Genomic DNA, 24,444 nt, shown 5'->3' with positions numbered 1-24,444 from the left:
ATGGTGATCGGGTAGCTTCCTGTCTACCGCGGTGGACGCAGCGCGTACCGGGCGCCTACCGGGACCCTCTGGGCGAAGGTAAGGAAGCCGCTTTTCTCGGAGCTCGCTTCCCAGCTCCTGGCCTCTCGCAGCCAGGCGCGCAGCCTCCTGCTCTCCGCCGACTGCTCCGCACCGACCTCGGAGTCCACGGACTCCGGGTGGTCCTTCCGCCATTTCTTGACCCAGTTTCCCACCGTCTGAGGAACCAGCCCGTAGGACCTCGCCACCTCGGCTATTGTCCGGTCCTTCTCGACTACCTCAAGGACCACCTGCTCCCCGAGCTCACTACTGAGTCCCTGTGCCGACATAATCAGATTATACCTCATCTCTCAAAACAGTACTCTTTCCACCACTGTCCAAGAAACACCAGGCACCTCACTCCTGCACGCCATGTACGTCTCGGACAGGGCGTGCTCACGACCGGCTCAGAGGAAGGACCTCGATCCCGCTTCTCCGCGTGGCCTTCAGATGATCCACTTCCCTCTCGGAGGGGCCCGGTTCCGCCCCTGCCTGGAGGACGTCATCGAGCTCCTCATCAATGAGTTCGGAGTCGACGCGCAGCCTGGGTGGCAGAACGCGATCAGATGCGGGCGCATTGCGTGGAGGCACATCCAGCTCGCCGCTGCGGTGCGCGATGATCCAGAAACAGCCCGTAGCGCGCTGCAGGAGCTCACTCAGGACGCGCCGACCGCTGAGGACCGGCTGGCTCGGATCTGAACGACCGTGCCGAGCGCGGGATCGCCTGCAGGGCAACCCATCCGGTCACAGGCGGTCCGAACAGAGTCCGACGCTTCCCAACGATGGGACGAAGAGGGCGCCGCGGGGCGGGTGTGAGCCGTGGGGCGGGGCCCCGACCCGGGCCTCCCGAGCGCACTGCACGGTCATCCGCGAACGCACAACACGGGCCCTGTGCCGGGGCGACCCGTCTCCCGACGGCGCCCCGCCCGAGCCCCGTCACTCCGCACCTTAGCCCACCCGCGGTTGTGCGCATCGCGGTATGGTCACGGGCGATGCAGGCGCTGACTGTGGCGCTGGGGCAGTCGAGGCGCGCTGGTAGGGTTCTGCCAGCTGTCACGGCCGGAGCTGGTGGAGGAGCGGGCGATGGAACTTTCGGGCACGGTCCCGGACCCACTCGGCGGACCGTCCGGCCACCCGGCCGCCCGGGCCGACGACGGGCTCTCCTCCTACGCCACCGGCGAGCGGGTGGTCATCCGCGACGAGGAGTGGATCGTCCGTACGGTCTCACCGGCCACCCCGGGCGTGCGGCTGGAGGTCACGGGCGCCTCCGAGCTCGTGCGGGACCACGAGGCCACCTTCTTCTCCGCCATCGACGAGGTCCGGCGCCTCGACCCGCGTCAGGTCCGCCTGGTACCGGACACCTCCGGGGCGTTCCTGAGTACGCGCCTGTGGCTGGACGCCGTCATGCGCCGCAGCCCGGTCCCGGTGGCGGACACCCGCGTGGTCGCCGGTCACCGCGCCCTCCTGGACCACCTGGACTACCAGCTGCGCCCGGCCCGGACCATGCTGTCCAACCTGCGCCCGCGCCTGCTGATCGGCGACGCGGTGGGCCTGGGCAAGACCCTGGAGATCGGCATCGCCCTGTCCGAGCTCATTGCCCGCGGCCGCGGGGACCGCGTCCTCGTGGTCACGCCGCGCGCGGTCCTCAAGCAGTTCCAGTACGAGATGTTCACGCGCTTCGGCATCCCCCTGGTGCGCCTGGACTCCGCCGGCATCCAGCGCGTCCAGCGGGACCTGCCCGCCGGACGCAACCCCTTCGCCTACTTCCACCGGGTGATCGTCTCCATCGACACCTTGAAGAACCCGCACCTGTACCGCCACCACCTGCGCTCCCACCGCTGGGACGCCGTCGTCATCGACGAGTGCCACAACCTCATCAACCGCGGCACCCAGAACAACGAGCTGGCCCGGATCCTGGCGGCGAACTCCGACGCCCTCGTCCTGGCCTCGGCCACGCCCCACAACGGCAGCGCGGAGTCCTTCGCCGAGCTCGTCTCCTTGCTGGACCCCACGGCGATCGCCGACCCCCGCTCCTACTCCTCGGCTGACATCGCCCACCTCTACGTGCGCCGCCACCGCGGCAGCCCGGAGGTGCGCTCCGAGATCGCTGACCGCTGGCGTGAGCGCCTCCAGCCGACCGTCCACCCGGTGGCCCCCGGCGCCGCCGAGCGTGAGGTCATGGCCGAGCTGGACTCCGTGTGGCTCCACCCCGCGGGCGGGTCCGCCCCCGTGACCGGCCGGGGCCGCACGCTCTTCCCCTGGACCCTGTTCAAGGCCTTCCTGTCCTCCCCGCATGCCCTGCGCTCCACCATCGCCAACCGCCTGCGCACCCTGTCGGGCGCCAACGGCGCCGCCCAGACCGCTGAGCGGCGCGCCCTGACCCGTCTGGACTCCCTGACCGCCCAAGTGACTGCCCCGGCCAAGACCAGGGCGCTCACCTCCCTCCTGAAGGAGCTCGGCGTGGGCCGGGACAGCGACACCCGTGTCGTCGTCTTCTCCGAACGCATTGACACCATTGAGATGCTGGCGCGTGAGCTCCCCGGCCGCCTGCACATGCCCAAGGACGCGGTCCGCACCCTCTACGCCAGCCAGTCCGACGACACCATCCAGTCCACTGTGGAGTCCTTCGGCCAGAAGCGCTCCCCGATCCGGGTGCTCCTGGCCTCGGACATGGCCTCCGAGGGCCTCAACCTGCACAAGCAGTGCCACCTGCTCGTGCACTACGACGTCCCCTGGTCCTTTATCCGCCTCCAGCAGCGCAACGGGCGCATCGACCGCTACGGGCAGCGCCACGCCCCCGCGATCCACGCCCTGGCCCTGGCTGACGAGGACGCCACGAGCGAGGTCCGCGTGGTCACCTCCCTGCTCACCAAGGAGCACGAGGCCAACCGCGCACTAGGAGACGCCGGGGTGCTCATGGACCTGGACGTCACCGAGTACGACGGCGGCCTGGAGGAGCGCGCGGTCATGGACGCCCTGGCGCGCGGGCGCACCGTCGAGGACGTCTCCGCGGCCCCCGCCCGGGTCGTCGCCGACAACCCGTTCCTGCGCGTCGCCCTGGGGCTGGCCGGAGACGCGCCCGGTGGCAACGCACCGGCGGGTACACGGCCCCCGGACGCGCAGTCCCCGGACGTGCAGCCCCCGGTGGCGCGCACAGACCACCACCACGACGGCGCACCGAGCGGCACCGCTGAGGTGGCACGCCTCTTCGCCGATGACGACGACTACGTCGCCGCGGTCCTGCGCGGGACGATGACCCCTGCTGAGCGCGAGGAGTTCCAGGTGCGCCGGGACAGCAAGCACGACCTCCTGGAGCTGCGCACGGACTCCGCGGTGGCGCTCCGCTCAGGCCTGCGCACCCGTCTGCGCAACCTGCCACGGGAGCTCGTGCGCGGCGAGGACTCGGTCCTGGACGCCATCGCGGTGACCGGCTCGGGCCCGCTGGCCGAGAGGCGCCTGCAGGCCGCCCAGGAGTCCACCAGCTCCGGTGACGCCTGGCCGGACGTCCAGTTCCTCACCCCCGCCCACCCGGTGGCCGAGTGGGCGGCCGACCGGGGCCTGGGCGTCACCGAGCGCGGCACCGCCCTGGTGGTGACCGGCGAGGTCGACCAGCCCACCTACCTGACGCAGGCGACCTGGGCCAACGGCGCCGGGCAGGTGGTCATTGCGAGCCTGGACGCCGTGGGCGTGGCACTGCCGGACACCGGGCAAGGCTCCCGGGGATCCGGCGTCGAGGACGCGGGGCGCACCAGCTCGGCCGGTCCGTCCGTGGTCGGGATCGAGGACATGGTGACCCTCCTGCGCCGTGCGGGCCTGGACGACCGCGCCATTAACACGGGCGCGCTGGAGGAGGAGCTCCTGGAGCGGCTGCGCCCGGGCGTTCCCGTGGCACTGGAAGCCGCCACCACCGCCTTGCGCAGGCGCCGTGCGGAGTTCGAGGGCGACTTCGACGCGCGCCTGGCGGCCGACCGCGAACGCCTGTCCGTCTGGCACCAGGAGAGCCTGGACCACCTGACCCTGCCATCGGTCTCCCGCGCGAGACGGGAGCGCATTGAACGCACGGCCCAGGGCATTGACGACCTCATCACCTCCATGCAGGTGACAGGGGAGCCCCATGTCCGGTTGCTGGCCGTCATCGTCCCCAGGAGCATGTGATGGACGACGTCATTGTCAACGACACCGAGTTCCTCTCCGCCCACTGGCTCGCCGAGGGCTTCCCGGCACGACTCTCCGGCCTGGTCAAGGGCTGGCGCGCACAGGCCAAGGCAGGCGGCGCCGACCCCCTTCACGGGCTGCTCTCAGTGTCGGGGGACTACCTGCGTGCCGTCCACCAGGCCCTGGACGCCACCGAGGGGACTGGCGGCGCGGTGGCCGGCGGTGTGCGTGACGACGCGGCCAGGCAGACCTCCGCCCGCCTCCTGGCCCCCGCCCACGACCGCCTCCTGGAGGCTCTCGGCCTCCTCCCTGATCCGCCCGGTACCGCCGGTTCCGAGGAGGCCGCTGCCGTCCTGGAGACGAGCCACCGCACCGAGCTGGTCACCCTCCAGGGCGAGCGCGAGCTCGTGGTCCCGGTGCTGCTGGACGTGCGCGGCCCCGGGGGCCACGCCCTCGTGGTGCTGGAGGCCTGCGCGACGGACGGGATCGGGGACCTGCTGGCCGAGGAGCGGGCGCCAGGCGGGGCGGCGGACCAGGCGCCGCCCGGAACCGGGGAGCTCGTGACGCCCCTGAGCCGCACGAGTGCGAGCGGGAAGCCGGAGCCCGTCTTCACCGTGGCCCGGGCCCTGTCCGAGCTCTTCGCCTCCGACGCCGCTGCCCGCTACGCCCTGGTGCTGGCAGGCCGCTGGGCCCTGCTCACCGACGCCCCGCGCTGGTCCGAGGGCCGCTACCTGGCCCTGGACCTGGTGACCGCCATGGAGCGCCGGGAGGCGACGACGTCAGGCGGCCTGGCCCGCGTGGCCGGGCTCATGAGCGGCGAGGTCCTCCTGCCCACACCCGAGGGCACCACCGTCATGGACTCCCTGACCCAGGACTCCACCAACCACGCCGTGGGGGTCTCCGCCGAGCTGCGCGACGGCCTGCGCCGCAGCGTGGAGATCGTCGCCGGCGACGTGGTGCGCTCCATGCGCGAGGCCGGGGAGGACGAGGACCTCCTGGACCCGGACCTTCCGGGCGAGCTGGCCCGCCAGTCCCTGCGCTTCCTGTACCGGCTGCTCTTCCTCCTGTTCGCCGAGGCCCACCCGGAGCTGGGCGTCCTGCCCACGGCGTCGGACGACTACGCCTCGGGCTACGGCCTGGACCGGCTGCGCGACCTGTGCCTGGAGGAGCTGCCCGCCTCCGCCGCGCGCACCCACCACATCCACGCCTCCCTCGACGTCCTCTTCCGCCTGGTGTCCGGTGACGTCCCCGGCGTGCAGGAGATGCCGGTGGAGGACCTGCGCGCGGACCTGTTCGCCCGCTCCCGCACCTCGCTCATTGACGGCACGGACGGCCGGGTGCGCCACTGGCTCTCCGACGCCGCCCTCCACCGGGTGCTCCGCCTCCTGCTGCTGTCCACCCCCACGGGCAAAGGATCACGCGGGGCGCGCAGGCGCGGCGGGTGGATCTCGTACGCGAACCTGGGCATTAACCAGCTCGGCGCCGTCTACGAGGGTCTCATGTCCTACTCCGGGGTCCTCACCACCCAGCCGATGGTGGAGGTCGCCAAGGGCGGGGACGCCTCCAAGGGCTCCTGGCTCGTGCCCGAGGCGAGCTCGGGCCGCTACGCGGACTCCGACATTGTGAGGGTGACGGACCCGACGACGGGGGAGAGACGCATCCGCCGTTACGGCGCGGGGGAGTTCGCCTACCGCCTGTCAGGACGCGACCGTGAGCGCTCCGCCTCCTACTACACCCCCGAGGTCCTCACCCAGTGCGTGGTGCGCCATTCCCTGGCCGAGCTCTTCACTGAGGACACGACCGCCGCAGAGGTCCTGGGCGTGCGCGTGTGCGAACCCGCCCTGGGATCAGGGGCCTTCGCCAACGAGGCCGTCAACCAGCTCGCCGAGGCCTACCTGGAGCGCAGGCAGAAGGAGCTCGGGCAGACGATCGACGCCGACCGGCTGCCCTCCGAGCGGCGCCGCGTCAAGGCATGGATCGCCCTGCACCGGGTCTACGGCGTGGACCTCAACGCCACCGCCGTGGAGCTGGCCGAGGTCTCCATGTGGCTCAACGTCATGCAGCCCCACCTGGCCGCCCCCTGGTTCGGCCTCCACCTCAGGCGCGGCAACTCCCTCATCGGAGCCCGCCGCGCCACCTACGACCTGGTCGCCCTGCGCAAGGCCAGGACCCTGCACAGCAAGGAGGTCCCCACGGACCAGGGACTGGCCGCCGTGCCCCTGGGGACCCTGGGCACCGGGCAGGTCCACCACTTCCTCCTGCCCTCGGCCACCTGGGGCGCCGTGGCCGACGCCAAGCAGGCCAAGGAACTCGACCCGGCGGGTGCCAAGGCCATGAGGACCTGGCGCAAGACCATGCTGAAGCGGCCCGACCACCGCCGCGATGACGTGCTGCGCCGCGACGCCAACGCCGCCCTGGTCGAGGCATTCCTGGAGAACGAAGCTGCTGATCAGCAGACGGCCTGCGCCCCGGTGGCATCGGTCGGCTCAGCCGGTGCCGGGACGGCCATTACCGAGGCGCTCTTCGGCGGCGAGATCCAGCAGATCGACCTGGCCGAGCAGGCACGCAGGGCCGATGAGGACAGACGCCGCAAGGCGGAGAAGGAGCTGCGCAGGCGCACGGTCAGGCGAGCCAGCCAGGAGGAGCGCCTGATCGCCCTGGCCGGGCGTGTGGAGAGGCTCTGGGCTATCGCGGCACGACGCCTGGAGGTCAGTGAGCAGGAGGCCTCCCGCCGCATTGAGGTCTGGGGGGTGCCCGACGCCTTGCAGGCCCCGCCCTCCACAGTGACCCGTGAGCGCATTGAGAACGCGCTCGCGGACCCCGACTCCATGTACCAGCGCCTGCGCACCGTCATGAACGCCTGGTGCGCCCTGTCCTTCTGGCCGCTGGACAGGCGGCACGAACTGCCCGACTGGAGCGAGTGGCTGGCCACCCTGGAGGACATCCTGGGCCTGGACTCTGTGCAGACGGTTGACAGCGAGCGCCTGGTGGATCAGGCGGGGTTCGACGACCTCGACCTCATTGAGCGCACCGAGCGCGCCGAGACCGGTATGCGCTCCTCCGTCGAGTTCCAGGTGCTGCACCCCTGGCTCGCCACCGTCCGGGAGATCACCGAGAAGGAGGGATTCTTCCACTGGGAGCTCGACTTCGCCCAGGTCTTCACCCGCGGCGGCTTCGACCTCCAGGTCGGGAACCCGCCGTGGCTCAAGGTCTCCTGGAAGGACAATGAGCTTCTTGCAGAGGAAGACCCGTGGTTTTGCTTGGAGGACAGGATCCCGGCAGCAGAATTCAAAGAACGCAGGAATGAGGTCCTAAGGGACGAGGGGGCATATAGTCGTTATTTGGCTGAGGTGTCCAGCGCGGCCGGGCAGAGTGTTGTTCTGGGTGATTCAATCGACCACGCTTTGCTGTCTTCACTTCAGCTCAACCTCTACCCTCTCTTCATGGAGAGGACGTGGCGCTCGACGAGTGAGAATGGCATTGTTGGTCTCCTCCATCCTGAAGGTCACTTCATGGACCCCAAGGCGGGAAATCTTCGTGAAGTTGTGTATCGACGGCTCCGTCGGCACTGGTATTTTGAGAATGAGGCGAGCTTGTTTGAAGAGGTGGATCATCACACGTCATTCAGTGTGAATATTTATGGGTCTTCTAGAGAGGTTGCTTTCATTCAAGCTGTTGGTTTGCAGATCATCAGAACCTTGGAGGAATCGCTTGTTGAGTCTCGCTTTGGTGAGAAACCTGGAATTCAGTTGCGAGAGGGTGGGTGGGATAGGCGTCCTCACTCGGCTCGCATTGTGAGAGTTGACAATAGTGTTCTTGGTGTCTGGGGTAGGCTTATCGATGATTCAAGTGTTCCTGCTTCCCAGGCTCGACTCATGCGCCCGCTCCTCCAGGACCACCAAGATGTACTGACCGTTCTGGCGCAGAACTCGGCGATGTCTGGAACTTGGGGCATCAGGGTTTCCCGGTGCTGGGATGAAAAGGGTGCGAAGGTTGACGGCACGATGTCGTGGGAGTCCGCTATTCAATCCTCATGGAACGAGGTGATCCTACAAGGACCTCACTTCTACGTGGGAACTCCTTTTGCTAAGAATCCTCGTGAGGTTGTGAAGCACAACTCTGATTATGATCCATGGGATCTGGAAGAGCTTCCTGAGTTCTGCATCCCTCGCACCAACTATCAACCCGCTGTGGCCCGCGAGCAGTATGAGGCGCGCATTGATCGCTGGAATGGAGTGCCCTCTTGGGGCTATTGGCGTGTCGCGGTGCGGCGGATGACTGTTCCCGGGCTCGTGCGCTCACTGGTCCCTGCCCTCATCCCAGTAGGCGCAGCGCATGTCAACGCCGTACACTCGTGTACGGCGTCGACATGCGCTGCGCCTGTCCACGCATGTCAACGCGAAGAATCGCCGCGAAGCGGCGATTCTTCGGGGAAGCTCTCGGCGGGGTTCTCGCCCCGTCCGGAAGACGCCCTCGCAACCGCCCTCATGTGCGGTGTGTGGTGCTCCCTGCCCGCTGACTACTTCGTCAAGGTAAGCGGTAAGTCGGATCTTCACACCGAGTTCATCGAGAAACTCCCCGCCCCCACCAAGCACCCCGCCTGGCGCTATCTTCTGCTGCGGACGCTTCGCCTCAACTGCCTCACCCGGGACTTTGAGCCCCTGTGGAAGGCCCTCGCTCCTCTGACGGACCCGGAGGATGCGTGGACCCCCGCCTTCGCCGACTGGCCCGCCCTCGCCGTCGGCAAGCGGGCGCGGGCCGAGGCCCCGCACCCCGCTGACCCGGGTGCGGGGGAGGAGCCCATTACCTGGGACCACGCGGGCGACCTCGGCCTGTCCACCTGGACCATGGACACGCCCCTGCGCAGCGACTACGAGCGCCGTGCCGCCCTGGTGGAGACCGACGCCCTGGGCGCCATCATGCTGGGGCTCACCGCCGAGCAGCTCTGCCTCATCTACCGCGCCCAGTTCGGCGTCCTGCGCAAGTACGAGCACACCATGTGGTTCGATGCCCTGGGCCACCAGATCGCCAGGCACCACCAGGCCTACGGCGTCCACCAGGACAAGACCGACTACCCCACCCTCATGTCCTACATCCAGGACATGGAGAAGGCGGGGCTCGACCCCTGCGCCGACCAGCCGCCTGAGACCTGGTACGAGGACGGCCCCTACACCGACTTCCTCTCCCGCTACGAGGCCCCCTTCACCAAGGCCGACCGCGAGGCCGAGATGACCGCCGCCCACGCCGAGTTCTGCCGCCGCCTCGCCGCCGCCGGCCTCACCGACGCCGACGGCCGGCCCCTGGGGGATGGTGGCCAGGGCGCGCAGGAGGGGCGGCCCGGGTCATGACGCTGGAACCAGTGCGCCGAGACCGTGTCGGTGGGGCCGCTTATGATGCGGACGTGGCTGACCTTGATCGTCTTGCGCTCGTCCTGGCGGTGACCCGTGCGCCCGCCCGGGATGTCAGTCAGCCCGAGCGTGTCCTGCGTCTGCTGGAGACCCGCGACCCGCAGGCGGTCCTGGACGAGCTGCGGGGCGGCGCCGTAGAGCTCCCCCTCGGCCCTGACGCCCTGGTGGAGGCCGCCCGGCAGGACATCTCAAAGTGGCTCGCCACCGGCATGACGATCACCAGCATCCTCGACCCCGCCTACCCCTCCACCCTCGCCGAGGTCCGCGAGGCCCCCGCCCTGCTCTACGCCGAAGGATCGCTTCGGCAGCACGACTTGGGGGTGTGCGTCGTCGGCACGCGCCGCCTGGACGACGCGGGGGCGGACGTCGCGCGCACGGTCGCGGCCGCACTGGTCGGCCAGGGCCTGACCGTCGTCTCTGGGCTCGCGGCGGGTACGGACACCGTGGCCCACGAGGAAGCCCTGGCCCGGGGCGGGCGCACCGTGGCCATAATGGGCACCGGGATCGACTCCACCTCCCCGGCGGGGAACAAGGACCTGCGCCGCCGCGTCGTGGCCGCGGGAGGACTGGTCGCCACCCAGTTCCCCCCGGGCGCGCACGGGTCACGCATCACCTTCCCCATGCGCAACGCCGTCATGAGCGGGTACGGGCTGGCCACCGTCGTCGTCGCCGCGGGCGAGCACTCCGGGACCCGCATCCAGGCCCGCAAGGCCCTCGACCACGGCCGCGGCCTCATCCTCACCGAGCGGGTCGTGCGCGAGACCACCTGGGGATCCCACTACGCCCACCGCCCCAGTGTCACAGTAGCCCGACGCAGCCAGGACGTCCTGAACGCAGTGGACACCATCATCCACGAGCGCCAGCTCCTCGGAGTGCAGTGAGAAAACATGAACCGCAACACCGAGGTGCTCAATAGCCAGTTGGGTACCTACACCCGCAATGCCACAGCCGCAGACGTGCCCCTGTGCCCCCTGTGCCGCACCGAACTGGCTCCCAGCTCATCCCACTGCCGTTCGTGCCAACGTCTTCTCGCTGTCCCCGGGGCCGTGCCCGACCAGGTGGGTTTCGGCATCTACGCTGTCGGGGGACAGCAGACCGGGTATATGATGCGGAACTATAAGAATGGAATGCTCAACCGGGACTACGGGCAGGTACGAGCTCTTTTTGCCGAGATGCTTCAGCACAACGCATGCCTGGCAGCACTGAGCGGGACCCCTGTAAGCGCGATCACCTACATCCCCTCACTCAATCACCCTTCTCACCACTACCACGCGCTCGCGCACATTCTTGGAGACATGGTGCGGGCCTTTCCAGCTCTCGCTGTCCTCACCCGTCTCCACCTTCAGCCGACTACTGTCCCGCACCAGGCCCACCAGATAGCCGGCAGCGGCTCCCTCACCGTCAAGGAAGGAAACGGTGAGTGGGGTCATGTCCTTGTCGTTGATGACACCTGGACCACCGGGACATCTGTCGGAGACGCCACCTTGACGCTCCGGGCCGCTGGAGCCGCCATGGTCTCAAGCCTGCTAGTCGCACGCTGGATCAATGAGACGTACAGCCGCGCGCTGACCGCTTCACTGGTTCGACGCAAGACATTCGACTCCCGCACCTGCCCCTGGACGTTCTCAGGACAGTGCCCGCCCCCAGGCCCCCACCCCGCAGGCGGCTGGTAATGGGCACCTCTGCACCGTCCCGGGGCAGGCACGCCGCCTTCACCCCCAGCCTGCCGAGCCTCCTTGCAGAGGACGTCCGCACCGGGCTCGTGGAGTACCTGTCCACCACGTACTCCCTGGCCGACCCGGCCGCGCGCAACGTCCTGGCCGCCTTCCTCGACTCCTCCGAGCACGGCATCTTCCGCGGCCCCTACCTGAGACTGCGCCCGCCCTTCCGCAGCGTTACCCCCACCTGGGCCAGCCCCCTGAGCTGGATGCCCGCCGGGTTCACCCCCTACCTGCACCAGGCCCGCGCCTTTGAGCGCCTGAGCAGCCGCGACCACGCACCACGGCCCACGCTCGTGACCACCGGCACCGGAAGCGGCAAGACCGAGGCCTTCCTTCTGCCCCTGCTGGACCACGCGCGCCGCGCCCACGGCAGGGGCCCCAGCGGCATTACCGCCATCATCCTCTACCCCATGAACGCCCTGGCCACCGACCAGGCCCGTCGCATCGCCCGGACCGTGAGCAGCGCCCCCGAGCTGGACGGGGTGCGCGTCGGCCTCTACATCGGCGGTGACGGGCACCACCGCGTCATGAGTGCCGAGCACGTCATCGACCACCGGGACACCCTGCGCACCCACCCGCCCCACATCCTGCTCACCAACTACAAGATGCTCGACCTGCTCCTCATGGACCCCCGCCACGCGGACCTGTGGCGCGGCGCCGGGCAGGATCTGCAGTACCTCGTCCTGGACGAGTTCCACACCTACGACGGCGCCCAGGGCACCGACGTCGCCATGCTCCTGCGCCGCCTCGGCGCCGCCCTGGGTATCGCCCGACCGGGGCAGCCCCTGGGGGACGTCGTCCCCGTCGCCACCTCCGCGACCCTGGGCGACCTCACCTCCTCTCGCTCCCCGGACGGCCGCCCCGATCCGGGCGGCGCTAACGCAGCCACCGCCCCCATGCGGGACCTCGCCCGGACCGTCTTCGGACGCCCCTTCGAGGCGGACTGCGTCATTACCGAGGACCGTCTCACCCCCGACGAGGCCTTCCCCGGGCCGGGGGAGAACGCCACCCGGATCTTCCCGGACCCGGGTGACATCGCCGCCGTCAGCGCCCCCACGGACGCCGCTGGCTGGAGGCGTCTGGCCCAGTCCGTCCTCGTCACCGACGACGGCAGGCCCGCCACCGACGACCTCTCCGACCCCGTCGCACTGGGCCGGCGGCTCACAGGGCACGCCGTGGGACAGACCCTCCTGAGAGTCCTGGGCACGCGCCCCGTCACCGTCGACGAGGCCCTCATGGCCCTGGGGCGGGCGACCATGCGCCCCTGGTACTCCACCGACCCCGCCACCCGCAGGGTCGGCGTCAGCGCCCTCAGCCGCCTCCTCGCCCTCACCTCCTACGCCCGCACACAGGATCCGGCCACAGGACGCCTCCGTCCCCTCATTGACGTCCAGGTCCAGCTCTGGGTCCGCGACGTCCACCGACTCCTGCGGGAGGTCTCCGCCGAGCCCTCCTTCACCTGGTGGACCCCCACCACCGTGAAGGAGGAAGGCGCCACCTTCCTCCCCGCCGTCTACTGCCGCTCCTGCGGCGCCTCCGGCTGGGCCGCCTTGAGGCCGGGCACCGCCGAGCGCCACACCGAGGGCGCCCTGAACGCCCACCACCTGGCCATCTGGCAGGCGGGCGTCTCCTCGACCGACCACTCCCGCCTGCGCTACCTCATGCGCGCCGCCGACCCTGAAGGCGCTCACCTCCTCGACCCCTCGGGTCCCGCCCTCCTGCGCCCCGCCCTGGAGGAGTCCGAGGCCCACCAGCGCTTCATCCCCGTCCACCAGCCCCTGACCGGGGACGACGCGAGGCGCGACACCTGCCCTGCCTGCGGCACCCGGGACGCCGTCCGCTTCATGGGCACAGCCGCCTCCACCCTCCTGTCCGTCGCCCTGTCCCAGGCCTTCGGCTCCACCTACCTGCCCGACGAGGAGAAAAAGACCCTCGTCTTCACCGACTCCGTCCAGGACGCCGCCCACCGGGCCGCCTTCATCGAGGCCCGCGCCTTCCGTTTCAACCTCCGCTCCGCCCTCTACCGCGCCGCCCGCGCCGCCGGAGGACGGGCCACCCTGGAGGACCTCTCCCACAACCTCGTCCCGGCCACGACACGACGCCACGAGGGCGACCAGGAGCTCTACCTCCTGGCCCCGCCGTCCCTGGTACGACGCATGGGCTGGGACCGGGACAACACCTGGCTCGCCGCGGACAGGGGCGGGGCACGCCACAAGGCCGTCCGGGAGCGCCTCGTCCAGGAGGCCCACCTGGAGGCAGGGCTCTTCGCCCGCCTCGGACGCACCCTGGAGCTGACCGGCTCCTGGAACGTCGACGTCGACCTCACCGGTGAGGACCTCTCCGACGTCGCCGATATCCTGTGCGAGTCCCACCTCAACAGCGCAGGCTACGTCCCCGGGACCCAGGCGCCCCGACGCGCCTACGAGCAGTGGCTGCTCGGGCTCCTGGACCACCTCCGCCTGGCCGGAGGCATCGCCCACCGCTGGTTGAATCCCTACCGCGACCAGGACGGGCGCACCTGGCTCGTCGGAGGCGGCGCCCGCCACCGGGCTATGCACCGCTTCGGCCCGCGTAGTGCCCGCCCCGGGTTCCTCACTACCGGCAGGACCGGCAAGGACAGCGACTTCATCACCCTGAACGGCGCCCCCACCACCTGGGCGGGGGACTGGACCCGACGCTGCCTGGACGTCAGCGACGGCCCGACGGACGGCTCCGCGGGGGCCCTCCTGCGCGAGGCTGCCGAGCTCCTGGCCGGCCGGGGCGTCCTGGACTCCCGGTCAACGCCCACCGGCCGCACCTACGGGCTGAACCCGAAGAGACTGGTCATCGACACCCGTGAGGCCGCCAGGCTCGTGTGCGACCGCTGCCGTCAGGTCCTCACCGTCGCCCCGGAGCGCGAAGCCGCCTGGACGGGTGCCCGGTGCACCCGGTGGCACTGCACCGGGACCCTGGGCCCCGCCCCGGGCCAGGCTGCCTCAGAGGGCGGGGTGGGGCAGGGCGCCGACTACTACCGCGCCCTCTACACCCAGGGGCGCCTGCGCCCCATCAAGGCCCGGGAGCACACCGCCCTCCTGGACCGCCAGCGCCGCGAGGAGCTGGAGGAGGCCTTCGCCCGCTCCGACACCGGCACGGACCCCAACGTCCTGACCTGCACCCCCACCCTCGAGCTCGGCGTGGACATCGGGGACCTTTCCGTGGTCTGCCTCGCCTCCCTGCCCCGCACCACCGCCAGCTACCTCCAGCGCGTGGGTCGCGCCGGCCGTAGTGACGGCAACGCCCTCGTCCTGGCCGTCGTGCGCCCCACCACCCGCACCATGCCCTACCTCGAGGAGCCCGCTGAGCTCCTCGACGGCGTCGTGCGGCCCCCGGCCGCCTACCTGCGCGCCACCGAGCTCCTCACCCGCCAGCTCACCGCCCACGTCCTGGACACCGCCGTCCCCGATTCCGTCCCCGCGCCGCCCGGCAGCATCAGGACGGTCTTCGAGCAGTGGCGCGACGCGCGCCGCCCCGGTCCCAGCGGCACCGGGGAAGAGTCAGCAGACCCAGCGCCCTGCTGGCTCGACACGTTCACCGGCTACGTCTCTACCCACGCCGAGACCCTCGTCGACTCCTTCCTCGCGCTCTTCCCTGGCGAGGTCGCCCCCGCCCGTGACCACCTCATCGCCCACTGCCGCGTCGGCCTGCCCGCCGCCGTGGACAGGATCGCCAGCCGGTGGAACGCCGAGACCCGTGCCCTGCGTGAGCAGAGCAAGCAGACACAAGCCAGTATCAACCGCCTCCTCGCTCTCGGGCACCGCGACGAGGCGGACGAACGCGACCTCGAGCGCCTCCGCGGGGAGGCGAGGGCACTCCGCGGCCGTCAGACGCGCCACCTCAACGACCCCGAGATCAACGAGACCTTCACCGCGCTGGGACGCGAGGGCCTCCTGCCCGGCTACAACCTCCTGGACGACTCCACCACCCTGGAGGCGCACCTGTGGTGGCGCGGCGACAGCCAGGACAGCGCCACCTCGGACATCCAGAACGTCGACTACGAGGTCACCCGCCCCTCGGCCACCGCCCTGAGCGAGCTCGCACCCGGGGCCAGCTTCTACGCCTACGGCCGCAAGGTGGTCGTGGACGCCATTGACCTCAACGCCGACGAGGCCGCCGCGGGCCTCACCTGTGTCTGTCCCGCCTGCGGCTGGTCCGGTCCCAGCCCGCGGGCGGAGGGCTGCCCCCAGTGCCACAGCCTCGGCGTCACCGACGTGGGTCAGCGAGTCACCATGAGGCCTCTGCGACGGGTCTCCTCCGTGGCGAGCATCGAGGACACCACCATCACCGACTCCATGGAGGAGCGCTCCCGGCTCGCCTTCGACATGGCCTGGGGCGTGGACCCCCAGGACTCCGTCACCTCCGCCTGGCGCCTGAGCGACTACACCTTCGGCGTGGAGCACCTGAGCCGGGCAGTCGTCCGCAGCTACAACCTCGGCCCGCTCTCACGCTCCGGACCCGGCCTTGTCGTCGGCGGCACCGAGCACCAGGCCCCGGGCTTCCTCACCTGCACCATGTGCGGCGTCGTCGACCTGCGTGAGGGCAGCAACGCTGGTCAGGCCGTGCGGCACCGCGGCTTCTGCCGCACCCGCCGGGGCGAGAAGGAGAAGTGGACCCGCGTATACCTCAAGCACGAGCTCACCACCCAGGCGCTGCGCGTCCTCCTGCCCGAGACCGCCCTGGACGACCCCGCCGAGCTCGTCGCGCTCGAGGCCGCGCTCATGCTCGGCATCCGACTCGACCTGGGCGGGGACCCGCAGCACCTGGATATCCGCGACGTGCCCGGACGCAGCAAGGGCGTGCCCACCCGCTACCTGGTGGTCGCCGACACCGTTCCCGGCGGCACCGGCTACCTCGACCGCTACGCCGACCCCGAGGTCCTGCGCGGCGTCCTGGACCGGGCCCTCACCCACCTGCGCTCCTGCCGCTGCGCGGGCAGCAGGGACGGCTGCCATCACTGCGTGCTCGGCGTCCTCCCCACCATTCACCTCGAGCTGGCCTCACGCCGTCGCAGCATCGAGGTCCTTGAGAACCTGCTGGAACCGTGGGCCACGGAGAAGATCGACTCCCTGGACGACATCACCGTCCAGGCCCAGCCCGAGTCCGTCCTCGAAGCCCGCTTCCGCCGCTACCTCGCCGCCTGGGCCGAGGCCCACGGCGGCAGGGTGACGCCCGTCGACACCGGTGACGGTTACACCAGCATGCGCCTGACCGTCCCGTCCGCCGACGGCACCGACCTCATCGGGTGGATGGTGCGCGCCCAGCGCCGGGTGCGGGGGACCGTCACCGACTACACCCTCTCCAGGGAGGACCACCGCGGCGCCACCGTCAACGTCTACCTCGACGGACGCGCCTTCCACGCCGGCCAGGGAGGTCTCAACCGGCTCGGCGCCGACGCGCGCCTCCGCCACGACCTGCGCCAGAGCGGGGAGCTGGTCATCTCCCTGACCTGGGACGACGTCGAGGAGGCGCAGCGTGAGCTCGACAACCCCGCCAGGGCGGTGTCGGCGCCGTGGATGAGCTCAACCGTGCGCACCGACGTGGCTGCCCGGCTAGAGGATCCGCGCACCACGGCCCTGTGGTCCAACCCGCTGGACCTGCTCACAGCCATCCTCCAGGACCCCGACAGCGACCTGTGGCAGAAGGCGGCCGCCGCCGTCGCCGTGGCCCTGGCGGGCAGCCACCAGGACCCCTCCCTCCCGCCCTGCTACGTTCCCGCGGACGCCCTGCCGGCGGCCGTTGACTCCCTGGGCGCCGGCACCCCCGTCCCGACCACCGGCCCCCAGGACGTCCTCCTCCTGCCCTGCCGCACCGCAACGGGTCTGCCGATCATCCTGTCCGTGCAGGACCCCACCCGCCCCGAGCACAGCGTGAGCGCCTACCTGCGTCTTCCCGACGCCGACACGGACGTCGTCCGGCCCGGCTTCGCCGAGCTGTGGCACGACTGGCTCCGGTGGGGCAACGTCCTCCAGATGCTCGGCATCTCACCCGCGCAGGGCTCCACACCCCCGCGGGAGGCCTGCGCCTTCACCGCCTCCACCCCCACCATCCTGAAGGCCCCGCCCGCGCCCGCCACCGCGGCACCCGCCCACGCTACCCGGGCGGAGGAGCCGGAGACACCGCCCCCGCCTGGCCCCGGTGGGACGGAGGACGCCGGGCAGGCCGCGGCGTGGGAAGAGGTCCTTGACCTTGTCAGCAGCAAGCTCCGCCTGTGCACGGAGGCACTGCGACACCGCGGGGCGAGGCTTCCCCTCGTGGGGGAGGAGGTCGGGGACGATCGCGTCAGCTGGCCCATTGAGCTCCTCTGGGACGACGAGCGCCTCGCCGTCGTCGTGGACGCGGACCCCGAACGCGACGACTACCTCCGGGCGCGTGGCTTCACCGTCCTCAACGCCTTGGATGCCGCAGACCGTGCTACCGATCTCATTATGGCTCACCTCGCAGGAGAGAACTGATGGTCACCATCTTCATGACACGGCGCTTCACCCGCCAGGTCGACAAACTGGACGGCACCCTCAAGAGCAAGGTCCTGGCCTTTATGGCCAAGATCCAGACCGGGCGCCCGGGCCTGAACATTGAGTCGCTCAAGAACGCCGCGGACCCGCGCGTGCGCACCGCCCGCGTCGACCTCAACCACCGCGCCGTCATGATCCAGGCCGCAGCCGACGTCTACGGCCTGCTCGCCGTGGACACGCACGACAAGGCGAACAAGTACGCCGAGCACGTCACGATCGGCGTCAACACGGCAACCGGTGCCCTGGACATCTTCGACGCCAATGCCGTCCGAGCCTCCCGGGAGCTGGAGGCCGAGGAGGCTGCCGCGAGCCGTCCCGCTGCCGGGCAGGACGCGGATAGAACGGGCTCACCGGATAAAGCCAGGACCGCGAGTACGCAGCGGGTGAATGACACGGACACTGCTGCGGCGCCGACGGCCCCCGCGACGCCGTCGCCCCTTCACGGATGGGATCCCGCTGTACTGGTCGAACTGGGGATACGGCAGGACTCCGCCGAGGAGCTCGTGGCCGCCCGGACCAAGCAGGAGGCGGAGTCCGTCGCAGAGGAGCTGCCCCTCACGCAGGGCGTCATTGTCCTCGACCTCCTGGCGGGCAAGGACGTCCAGGCCGTGCGCGAGGAGTACCTCGCCGTCGGGGAGGTTGACACGGACGACCTCGTTGAGGCCATGCGCCGCCCCATCTCCCAGATCGTCTTCGTCGACGCCGAGGACTCCGCGGCCGTCCAGGCGGCCTTCGAGGGGCCCCTGGCGGCGTGGCGCGTCTGGCTCCACCCGACCCAGGCCTCTCTCGCTCGGCACACGGGCTGGAACGGCCCCTACCGGGTCACCGGCGGCGCCGGGACCGGCAAGACCGTCACCGCCATTCACCGTGCCCGCTTCCTGTGCGAGCAGACCGCCGAGCGGGCCACCGGGCTGATGCCCGCGGTCCTCCTGCTGACCTACACCAAGAACCTCGCCACCACGATCGGCACCCAGCTCGACACACTGGCCGGGCAGAGACTGGCGGGCAGCCGCGTGGGGGTCCTGACCGTGGACGCGCTCGCCCACCGGGTCCTGCGGCAGTCCCCTGAGGGAGAGAAGTGGCTGGACGGACGCCGGGCACTGACTTCCAGTGAGTACAGGGACTACGTCGCGGATGCCGCCGACGGGATGACGGGTCTGCCAGCGGGCCTCGACCTCGCCGAGGAGATCGAGTCCGTCATCCTCACGGGGGCCATAAGCAGCCGGGACGACTACTTCGCGACCCCGCGAGTAGGTCGCGGCTCGCGCCTGTCCCGACGCCAGCGTCTTAGCGTGTGGAAAGCCTATGAGCGGCTTACCAACGCCCTCGATATTGACGGCCGCTACCTGTGGTCGCAGGTCCCGCACCGGGCTGCTCTTCTCCTGGGCCGCGACCCGGATATCGCAGAGCGCCTGGGAATCCGGCACGTCGTGGTTGATGAGGCGCAGGACCTCACCGCCGCGCACTGGCGTCTTCTGCGTGGCGTCGTCCCCCCGGGACAGGATGACCTCTTTATCGTCGGCGACGCCCACCAGCGCATTTACGGGCGCCCCGTCCCGCTGAGTCGTTTCGGCATTAAGACACGAGGGCGTTCGCGCAGGCTTACTGTCAACTACCGCACCTCCAAGGAGATCCTCTCCTGGTCCCTCGGCGTGGCTGACCCCGACGCCGACGACCTCGACGAACAGTCCGACACTCTCCGCGGCGCCCGCTCGGTCTTCTCCGGTCCACCGGTGGACCGGCCTGATGAGGCGGGGCTGCCGCCCGACTCTGACGCCGCCCTGACCGAGTGGCTGCGACGCCTCGTCAGTCCGGACCAGGACAGGCCGATGAGGCGCCAGGAGATCGCCGTCGTGCGTACCAGCCGCAAGGGCGTGGAGGACACTGTGGGGCTGCTCACCGAGGCGGAGATACCCGCCGTCGAGGTCGGACGGACCACCAACGAGGAGACCCTCCCCGACGCCGTCCGCGTCATGACGATGCACCGCGCCAAGGGGCTGGAGTACCGGGCGGTAGCGGTGCGCGACGCCTCCGCCCTGCACGCCAGGGACGACCGTCGCGACCGCAACCTCGTCTACGTCTCCGCCACCCGCGCCCGCGAACGCCTCCTCGTGTGCTGAGCGTCCCGCACATACGAGCACGCCGGCACGTGCTGTCAACGGCGAGATGACGAGAGTAGATCCGGCCTGACGACCGGTCTAATAGTGGTTGAGGTGCTCTCGATCGCTGTTGTCACGTTCAATAGGGTCGTAGGCTGTCTGCTGCGCAGAGTGCAGGATACCTGCGAGGTCTGCTAGGTTGGAGTCCTCCAGCATCGCCGGATTGCGCACCATGCGCTCGATAATCGCAAAGAGCTCCTCCCGAGGGATTTTCGAGAGTATCTGACTGACATCGACCGCGTCCTGTGCGTCGACGATGCGGGCATTGAAGACTTTCCGCATTTGTTCGTCGCTATAGGCGCGGGCCGCAATCGCGGCCAATACGCGGGCTTGAGCTTCGGCGCTTGACATCCGAGGGGGTTCGGGTGCGTCGGTCTCAACGATGGGGTTTCCTCTCTCGATACTTTCCCATGAATTCCCGTGCTCGCGTCGTCGGAGACGGATCTTGGAAGTCTGTATGGATATGAACGGAAAGGCGGTCTCCTTCCACCATCTCTTGACATGCGGCTTAGTTCGTTCAATGCCGATGGTGATCAGATCAGAGAGGACTTCGGCAATCATCTGCGCGCGTTCTTCCTGCTCCTCCGTAAGTTGATGTTCGTCGTTAGAGGCATACGTCGCCTCGGTGGCGTAGTACGTTTCGGATTCTGATTCGTCAACGGGGACGAATCGGGCGTTTCCTTTCAGGCGGCCGTCTGCGTCGTAGAGATTCTGGTGCCACCCGCCCTCCTTCTTCCGTCCTGGAGTTAGTTTGTCGTTGTCCCATTCGTAGTAACCGGCTTGGCGTCCCATGCCTTACATTCTACCGCGTGAAGGGACGGCAAGGTCGTGGAGACAGGCGCGCAGTGGCGGTCCTCGCGTGACGGTCGCGTCGCGCACCCGGTGCAGATAGTCCACGAGTTCGCTGGTGGACTCTGCTGTGCTCAGGTCGCCGCGTGTTGAGTCGGTGCGGTGCTCAGTCCGGGGAGACGATCAGGGCGGACCACCTCACGCATGGTGTTCTCGTCTTGCCTGGCCTTCCTGCCATGTCCCAAGGCGCCCGATGTGCGGATCTTCTACAGCCGAAAGGTATGGCCAACGCAGAGGAGGCCGATCCAGGCGCCAGTGCATGGACGGTCGGTCCTGCGCCTGTCCCGGGCCTGACGGTGTGGTGCGTGCGCAACCACGCCAAGTTCGTGGCGGTGGACGGCCAGATACTCATTGTCACCAGCGCCAACATGTCGATCAGCGCCGAGGAGCGCAATGTCGAGCTCGGCCTGCGCCTGGACGATGCGCTCCTGACCCGCGCCGTCGAGGAGCGCATGCGCGCCCTGGAGCCCCTCCTCTACGAGCGGGTCCGGCCCGGCACAAAGCCTGTTGACGATTGACAACGGCCTGGCGGCAGCGCAGTCTGGTCACCGTACGGCGGAGTTTGTCTGCGTTGTACTGCCCATACGTGGGGCCCTTCGAGAAGGACTTGGACGATGAACCTGTTTGAGATGACCTTCCACGTGGAGCACGTTGACGACGGCCTGATTGACACGCTCATCAACGACTACGAGGCGACGGTCGGCACCGATCACACCGGCCACGAGTTCGTCACCGTGCTGGCAGAGGGAAACGATTTCGACCGCGCCGCCCGCACAATGGTGACCGAGCTCCAGTCCCACGGCCTGCGGATCCTGCGCCTGGTGCCGGACCTCCTCACCCGCTCCGAGATCGCCGCCCGTCTGGGCGTGACGCGCCAGGCCGTCCAGAACTGGACCTCCGGCAGGCGCCGGGACGACTTCCCGCTCGCGGTCAACCCCGTCGGCGGGGGAGTCTGGTCCTGGCACGACGTGTGGGCCTGGGCGCTCTCCTGCGGACGGGCCGCCGACAATGGCGTGCGCTACCCGTCCCAGCCCGAGGCCGACATCATTAACGCCTGGATCGAGGCGTCTCACGAGCGTCTCGCGAGCTCACAAAAGGAGCCGCAACAATCACCGACAAATCCGAGACCGGTAGTCACGCCTTAAGGCCGAGAGCTCGACCCTCCAGACTGCCCAGGCCAAGATCCGCCTCCACCTCGGTGAGCGGGGATGCGGGGATACGCCCGGTACGGACGCCCTCGGCGTCGGCCAGGACGTCGTGCCCCCGGACGAGCGCATCGACGCGCTCCTCGGCCGCCTGACGCAGGTAGAACGACAGCGCGCCGCCAGACCCTCGAGCTTCCGAGCCGTCTCGGGCCGCATCTCAACGGACGCGAGAAGCGCGAACGCAGCATCCACGCAATCGCTGGCTGCCCACCGCCTGCGGGTCATGGCCGGCTCTCTGACGGCGTCAGCCGGGAAGGCTCCGTCAGAACAGATCTCGACGCGGAAGTGAACCGATCTCGGCGAAGGGGACGCGCCGCTCGGTCTGCGGGGCCACAGACCCGCGGCCACCAGGGCCGTAGGCTTGCCCCATGGACCTCCTCATTATCGCCGTGGCGGGCCTGCTGGCGATCGCCGGCGCCACCCAGATCAGCGACCGCGTCCGGGTCGCCCCGGCGCTCCTGCTGCTCGCGGCCGGCATCGTCGTCGGCTTCCTGCCGGCCGTGCCCGCCATCGAGATCGAGCCGGAGATCATCCTCGAAGGAGTCCTCCCGCCCCTCCTGTACGCCACCGCCGTCAATATCTCCACCATCAACTTCCGCCGCGAGCTCGCCTCCGTGGCGGTCCTGGCGGTCCTCCTCGTGGCCGTCTCCGCCGGAGTCATCGGCGCCGTCCTCACCCTCGTGGTCCCGAGCCTGTCCCTGGCGTGGGCCATCGCCATGGGCGCCGTCCTGAGCCCCACCGACGCCGTCGCCATCTCCATAGCCAGGCGCCTGGGCGTCTCCCAGCGCATAATCACCGTCCTGGAGGGCGAGGGCCTCCTCAACGACGCCACCGCCCTGGTGGTCCTGTCCTCCGCCAGCGGCGCCGCAACCGCCGGCACCGTGACCGTGGGGGGAGTCGCGGGCAGCTTCGCCGCCGCCGTCCTCGTGGCCCTGGCCGTGGGATGGGCGGTCGGCGAGCTGACCCTGCACCTGCGGGCCCGCATCACGGACGCATCCGTGGACACGGTCATCTCCTTCACCATCCCCTTCCTCGCCGCCATCCCCGCCGAGCACCTGGGCGGCAGTGGACTCGTAGCCGCCGTCATCGCCGGCCTGGTCACCGGCCACCGGGCCCCGCGCATCCTGCCCCCCGACCACCGGATCGCCGGGCAGGAGACCTGGCACACCGTCGAGCTCGTCCTGGAGGGATTCATCTTCCTCGTCATGGGCCTGCAGTTCTTCGGCATCGTCGAGGACGTCCTGGCCGAGGGCCCCAGCATCGCCATCGCAGCCTGGCTCGCCGCCCTCGCCGGAGGGCTCACGGTGCTGGTGCGGGCCGCCGTCGTGGCCCCCATGCTGGTCTGGCTGCGCCGCCGCGCCGAGCGGCACGCCACCCGCTGGGAGGAGATGAGCGAGTCCGTCCAGGCCTTTGAGAGACGCTGTCAGGCCATCGCCCACGGCGAGGTCCCCGAGGAGATGCAGATCCCCTGGGACCCGCACCGGCGCGGGATCAGGCGCCGCCTCAAGCGGGCGCTCAGGCTGCACCGCCTGCCCACCAGCCCCGAGCGGGCCCAGCGCCGCGCCTCCCGCGCCGTGGGCCGGATCCGCCGTCGCGGCGCGGATGTGGAGTACTACCGCGACGAGCCGCTGGGCCTGAGGGAGGGAGCTGTCATCGTCTGGGCCGGGATGCGCGGCGCCGTCACCCTCGCGGCCGCCCAGACCCTGCCCGCCTCGGCCCCCAACCGCTCCTTCCTCCTCCTGATCGCCATCCTCGTGGCCGCGGGATCCCTCGTCATCCAGGGCCTGACGCTCCCGTGGGTGGTCAGGGCCGTGCGCCCCTCCATAGAGGGGCCCGCCGACGAGGAGGAGCGCGGCGAGCTCATCCGCCTCCTGATCACCGCTGCCAAGGAGGTCATTGCCGAGCGCGACGACGCGGACCTCGGCGGGGCGGACCGCCGGGAGGCGGAGTCCCCCAGCACGGTCATCGAGCACGACGACGGTGATCCCATCGAGCCGTCCGGCCCCGCACCGGAGCCCGACGCCTCCCAGCAGGCCACGGGGACGGTGGTGGGAGTCGTCCCGAGGAGCACCTCGGACCTGACCACTCACATTGTGCGCAAGGACAACGGCGACTACGTCGTCTCGGCCGCCCTGGCCGCGGAGGCGTGGAAGGACCCCGAGGTCCGCCACCGCGAGATCGCCGCCGCTCGGGCCACGACCCTGGACATGGTCCGCGCTCAGCGCGAGGCGCTCCTGGACGCCGGGGAGCTGGGCCTGTACTCGGCGGGCTCCATCGAGTACGCCCTCACCCGCCTGGACTACGAGGAGATCATGCTGACCTCCCAGCCCCAGTGACTCCCG

Annotated in this window: 12 protein-coding genes; 9 read left to right on the top strand and 3 right to left on the bottom strand. The window is 69.9% G+C overall.

Annotated features, from left to right (window positions below; genetic code table 11):
* Positions 1-23: 23 nt before the first annotated feature.
* Positions 24-347, bottom strand: coding sequence for a transposase (locus O145_RS10630; protein WP_169740348.1), 324 nt, complete (start codon positions 345-347; stop codon positions 24-26).
* 160 nt (positions 348-507) lie between these two features.
* Between O145_RS10630 and O145_RS10625 the strand changes: the two genes are divergently transcribed.
* The 4 genes from O145_RS10625 to O145_RS10610 all read left to right on the top strand — a co-directional run bounded on the left by O145_RS10625 (position 508) and on the right by O145_RS10610 (position 10,501).
* Entirely contained in the window at positions 508-756 is a 249-nt protein-coding gene (locus tag O145_RS10625; RefSeq protein ID WP_052375003.1) for a hypothetical protein, read from the top strand.
* Between the two features lie 384 nt (positions 757-1,140).
* Entirely contained in the window at positions 1,141-4,212 is a 3,072-nt protein-coding gene (locus O145_RS10620) for a DEAD/DEAH box helicase (protein ID WP_084682545.1), read from the top strand.
* On the top strand, positions 4,212-9,560 hold the full coding sequence (locus O145_RS10615; protein WP_052375001.1) for a hypothetical protein: 5,349 nt from the start codon (positions 4,212-4,214) through the stop codon (positions 9,558-9,560). Before O145_RS10620 ends, O145_RS10615 begins: the two co-directional genes overlap by 1 nt.
* A 53-nt stretch (positions 9,561-9,613) precedes the next feature.
* Entirely contained in the window at positions 9,614-10,501 is an 888-nt protein-coding gene (locus tag O145_RS10610) for a DNA processing protein DprA (protein WP_043562813.1), read from the top strand.
* Positions 10,502-10,861: 360 nt separating this feature from the next.
* Here O145_RS10610 and O145_RS10605 read toward each other — a convergent pair whose 3' ends face one another.
* Positions 10,862-11,050 (bottom strand): hypothetical protein, encoded by a 189-nt coding sequence (locus O145_RS10605; RefSeq protein ID WP_043562812.1) that lies wholly within the window; start codon positions 11,048-11,050, stop codon positions 10,862-10,864.
* 242 nt (positions 11,051-11,292) lie between these two features.
* On the opposite strand from O145_RS10605, the gene O145_RS19600 reads away from it, so the two are divergent.
* Together O145_RS19600 and O145_RS10595 are read left to right on the top strand one after the other, a co-directional pair.
* Positions 11,293-17,829, top strand: coding sequence for a DEAD/DEAH box helicase (locus tag O145_RS19600; protein WP_052374998.1), 6,537 nt, complete (start codon positions 11,293-11,295; stop codon positions 17,827-17,829).
* Positions 17,829-20,009 carry a UvrD-helicase domain-containing protein gene (locus O145_RS10595; RefSeq protein WP_052374996.1) on the top strand — a complete coding sequence of 727 codons (2,181 nt, stop codon included), beginning with the start codon at positions 17,829-17,831 and terminating at the stop codon, positions 20,007-20,009. Before O145_RS19600 ends, O145_RS10595 begins: the two co-directional genes overlap by 1 nt.
* Before the next feature lie 78 nt (positions 20,010-20,087).
* Here the strand turns inward: O145_RS10595 and O145_RS18215 are convergent, their stop codons facing one another.
* Positions 20,088-20,840: a hypothetical protein gene (locus O145_RS18215; RefSeq protein ID WP_156966720.1), complete on the bottom strand. Its 753-nt coding sequence runs from the start codon at positions 20,838-20,840 to the stop codon at positions 20,088-20,090.
* Between the two features lie 278 nt (positions 20,841-21,118).
* On the opposite strand from O145_RS18215, the gene O145_RS17405 reads away from it, so the two are divergent.
* The 3 genes from O145_RS17405 to O145_RS10575 all read left to right on the top strand — a co-directional run bounded on the left by O145_RS17405 (position 21,119) and on the right by O145_RS10575 (position 24,438).
* The gene (locus O145_RS17405) at positions 21,119-21,415 is read left to right on the top strand and encodes a phospholipase D-like domain-containing protein (protein WP_229118501.1); all 297 of its coding nucleotides are present in this window, start codon (positions 21,119-21,121) and stop codon (positions 21,413-21,415) included.
* Between the two features lie 96 nt (positions 21,416-21,511).
* Entirely contained in the window at positions 21,512-22,042 is a 531-nt protein-coding gene (locus O145_RS16580; protein WP_052374993.1) for a helix-turn-helix transcriptional regulator, read from the top strand.
* Between the two features lie 428 nt (positions 22,043-22,470).
* Positions 22,471-24,438, top strand: coding sequence for a cation:proton antiporter (locus O145_RS10575; RefSeq protein ID WP_043562808.1), 1,968 nt, complete (start codon positions 22,471-22,473; stop codon positions 24,436-24,438).
* Positions 24,439-24,444 lie beyond the last annotated feature (6 nt).

Source organism: Actinomyces israelii DSM 43320 (assembly GCF_000711965.1).
Classification (GTDB): Bacteria; Actinomycetota; Actinomycetes; order Actinomycetales; family Actinomycetaceae; genus Actinomyces; species Actinomyces israelii.
Note: the sequence above shows the minus strand (reverse complement) of the source record. Positions and strands in the feature narration are given on the sequence as shown.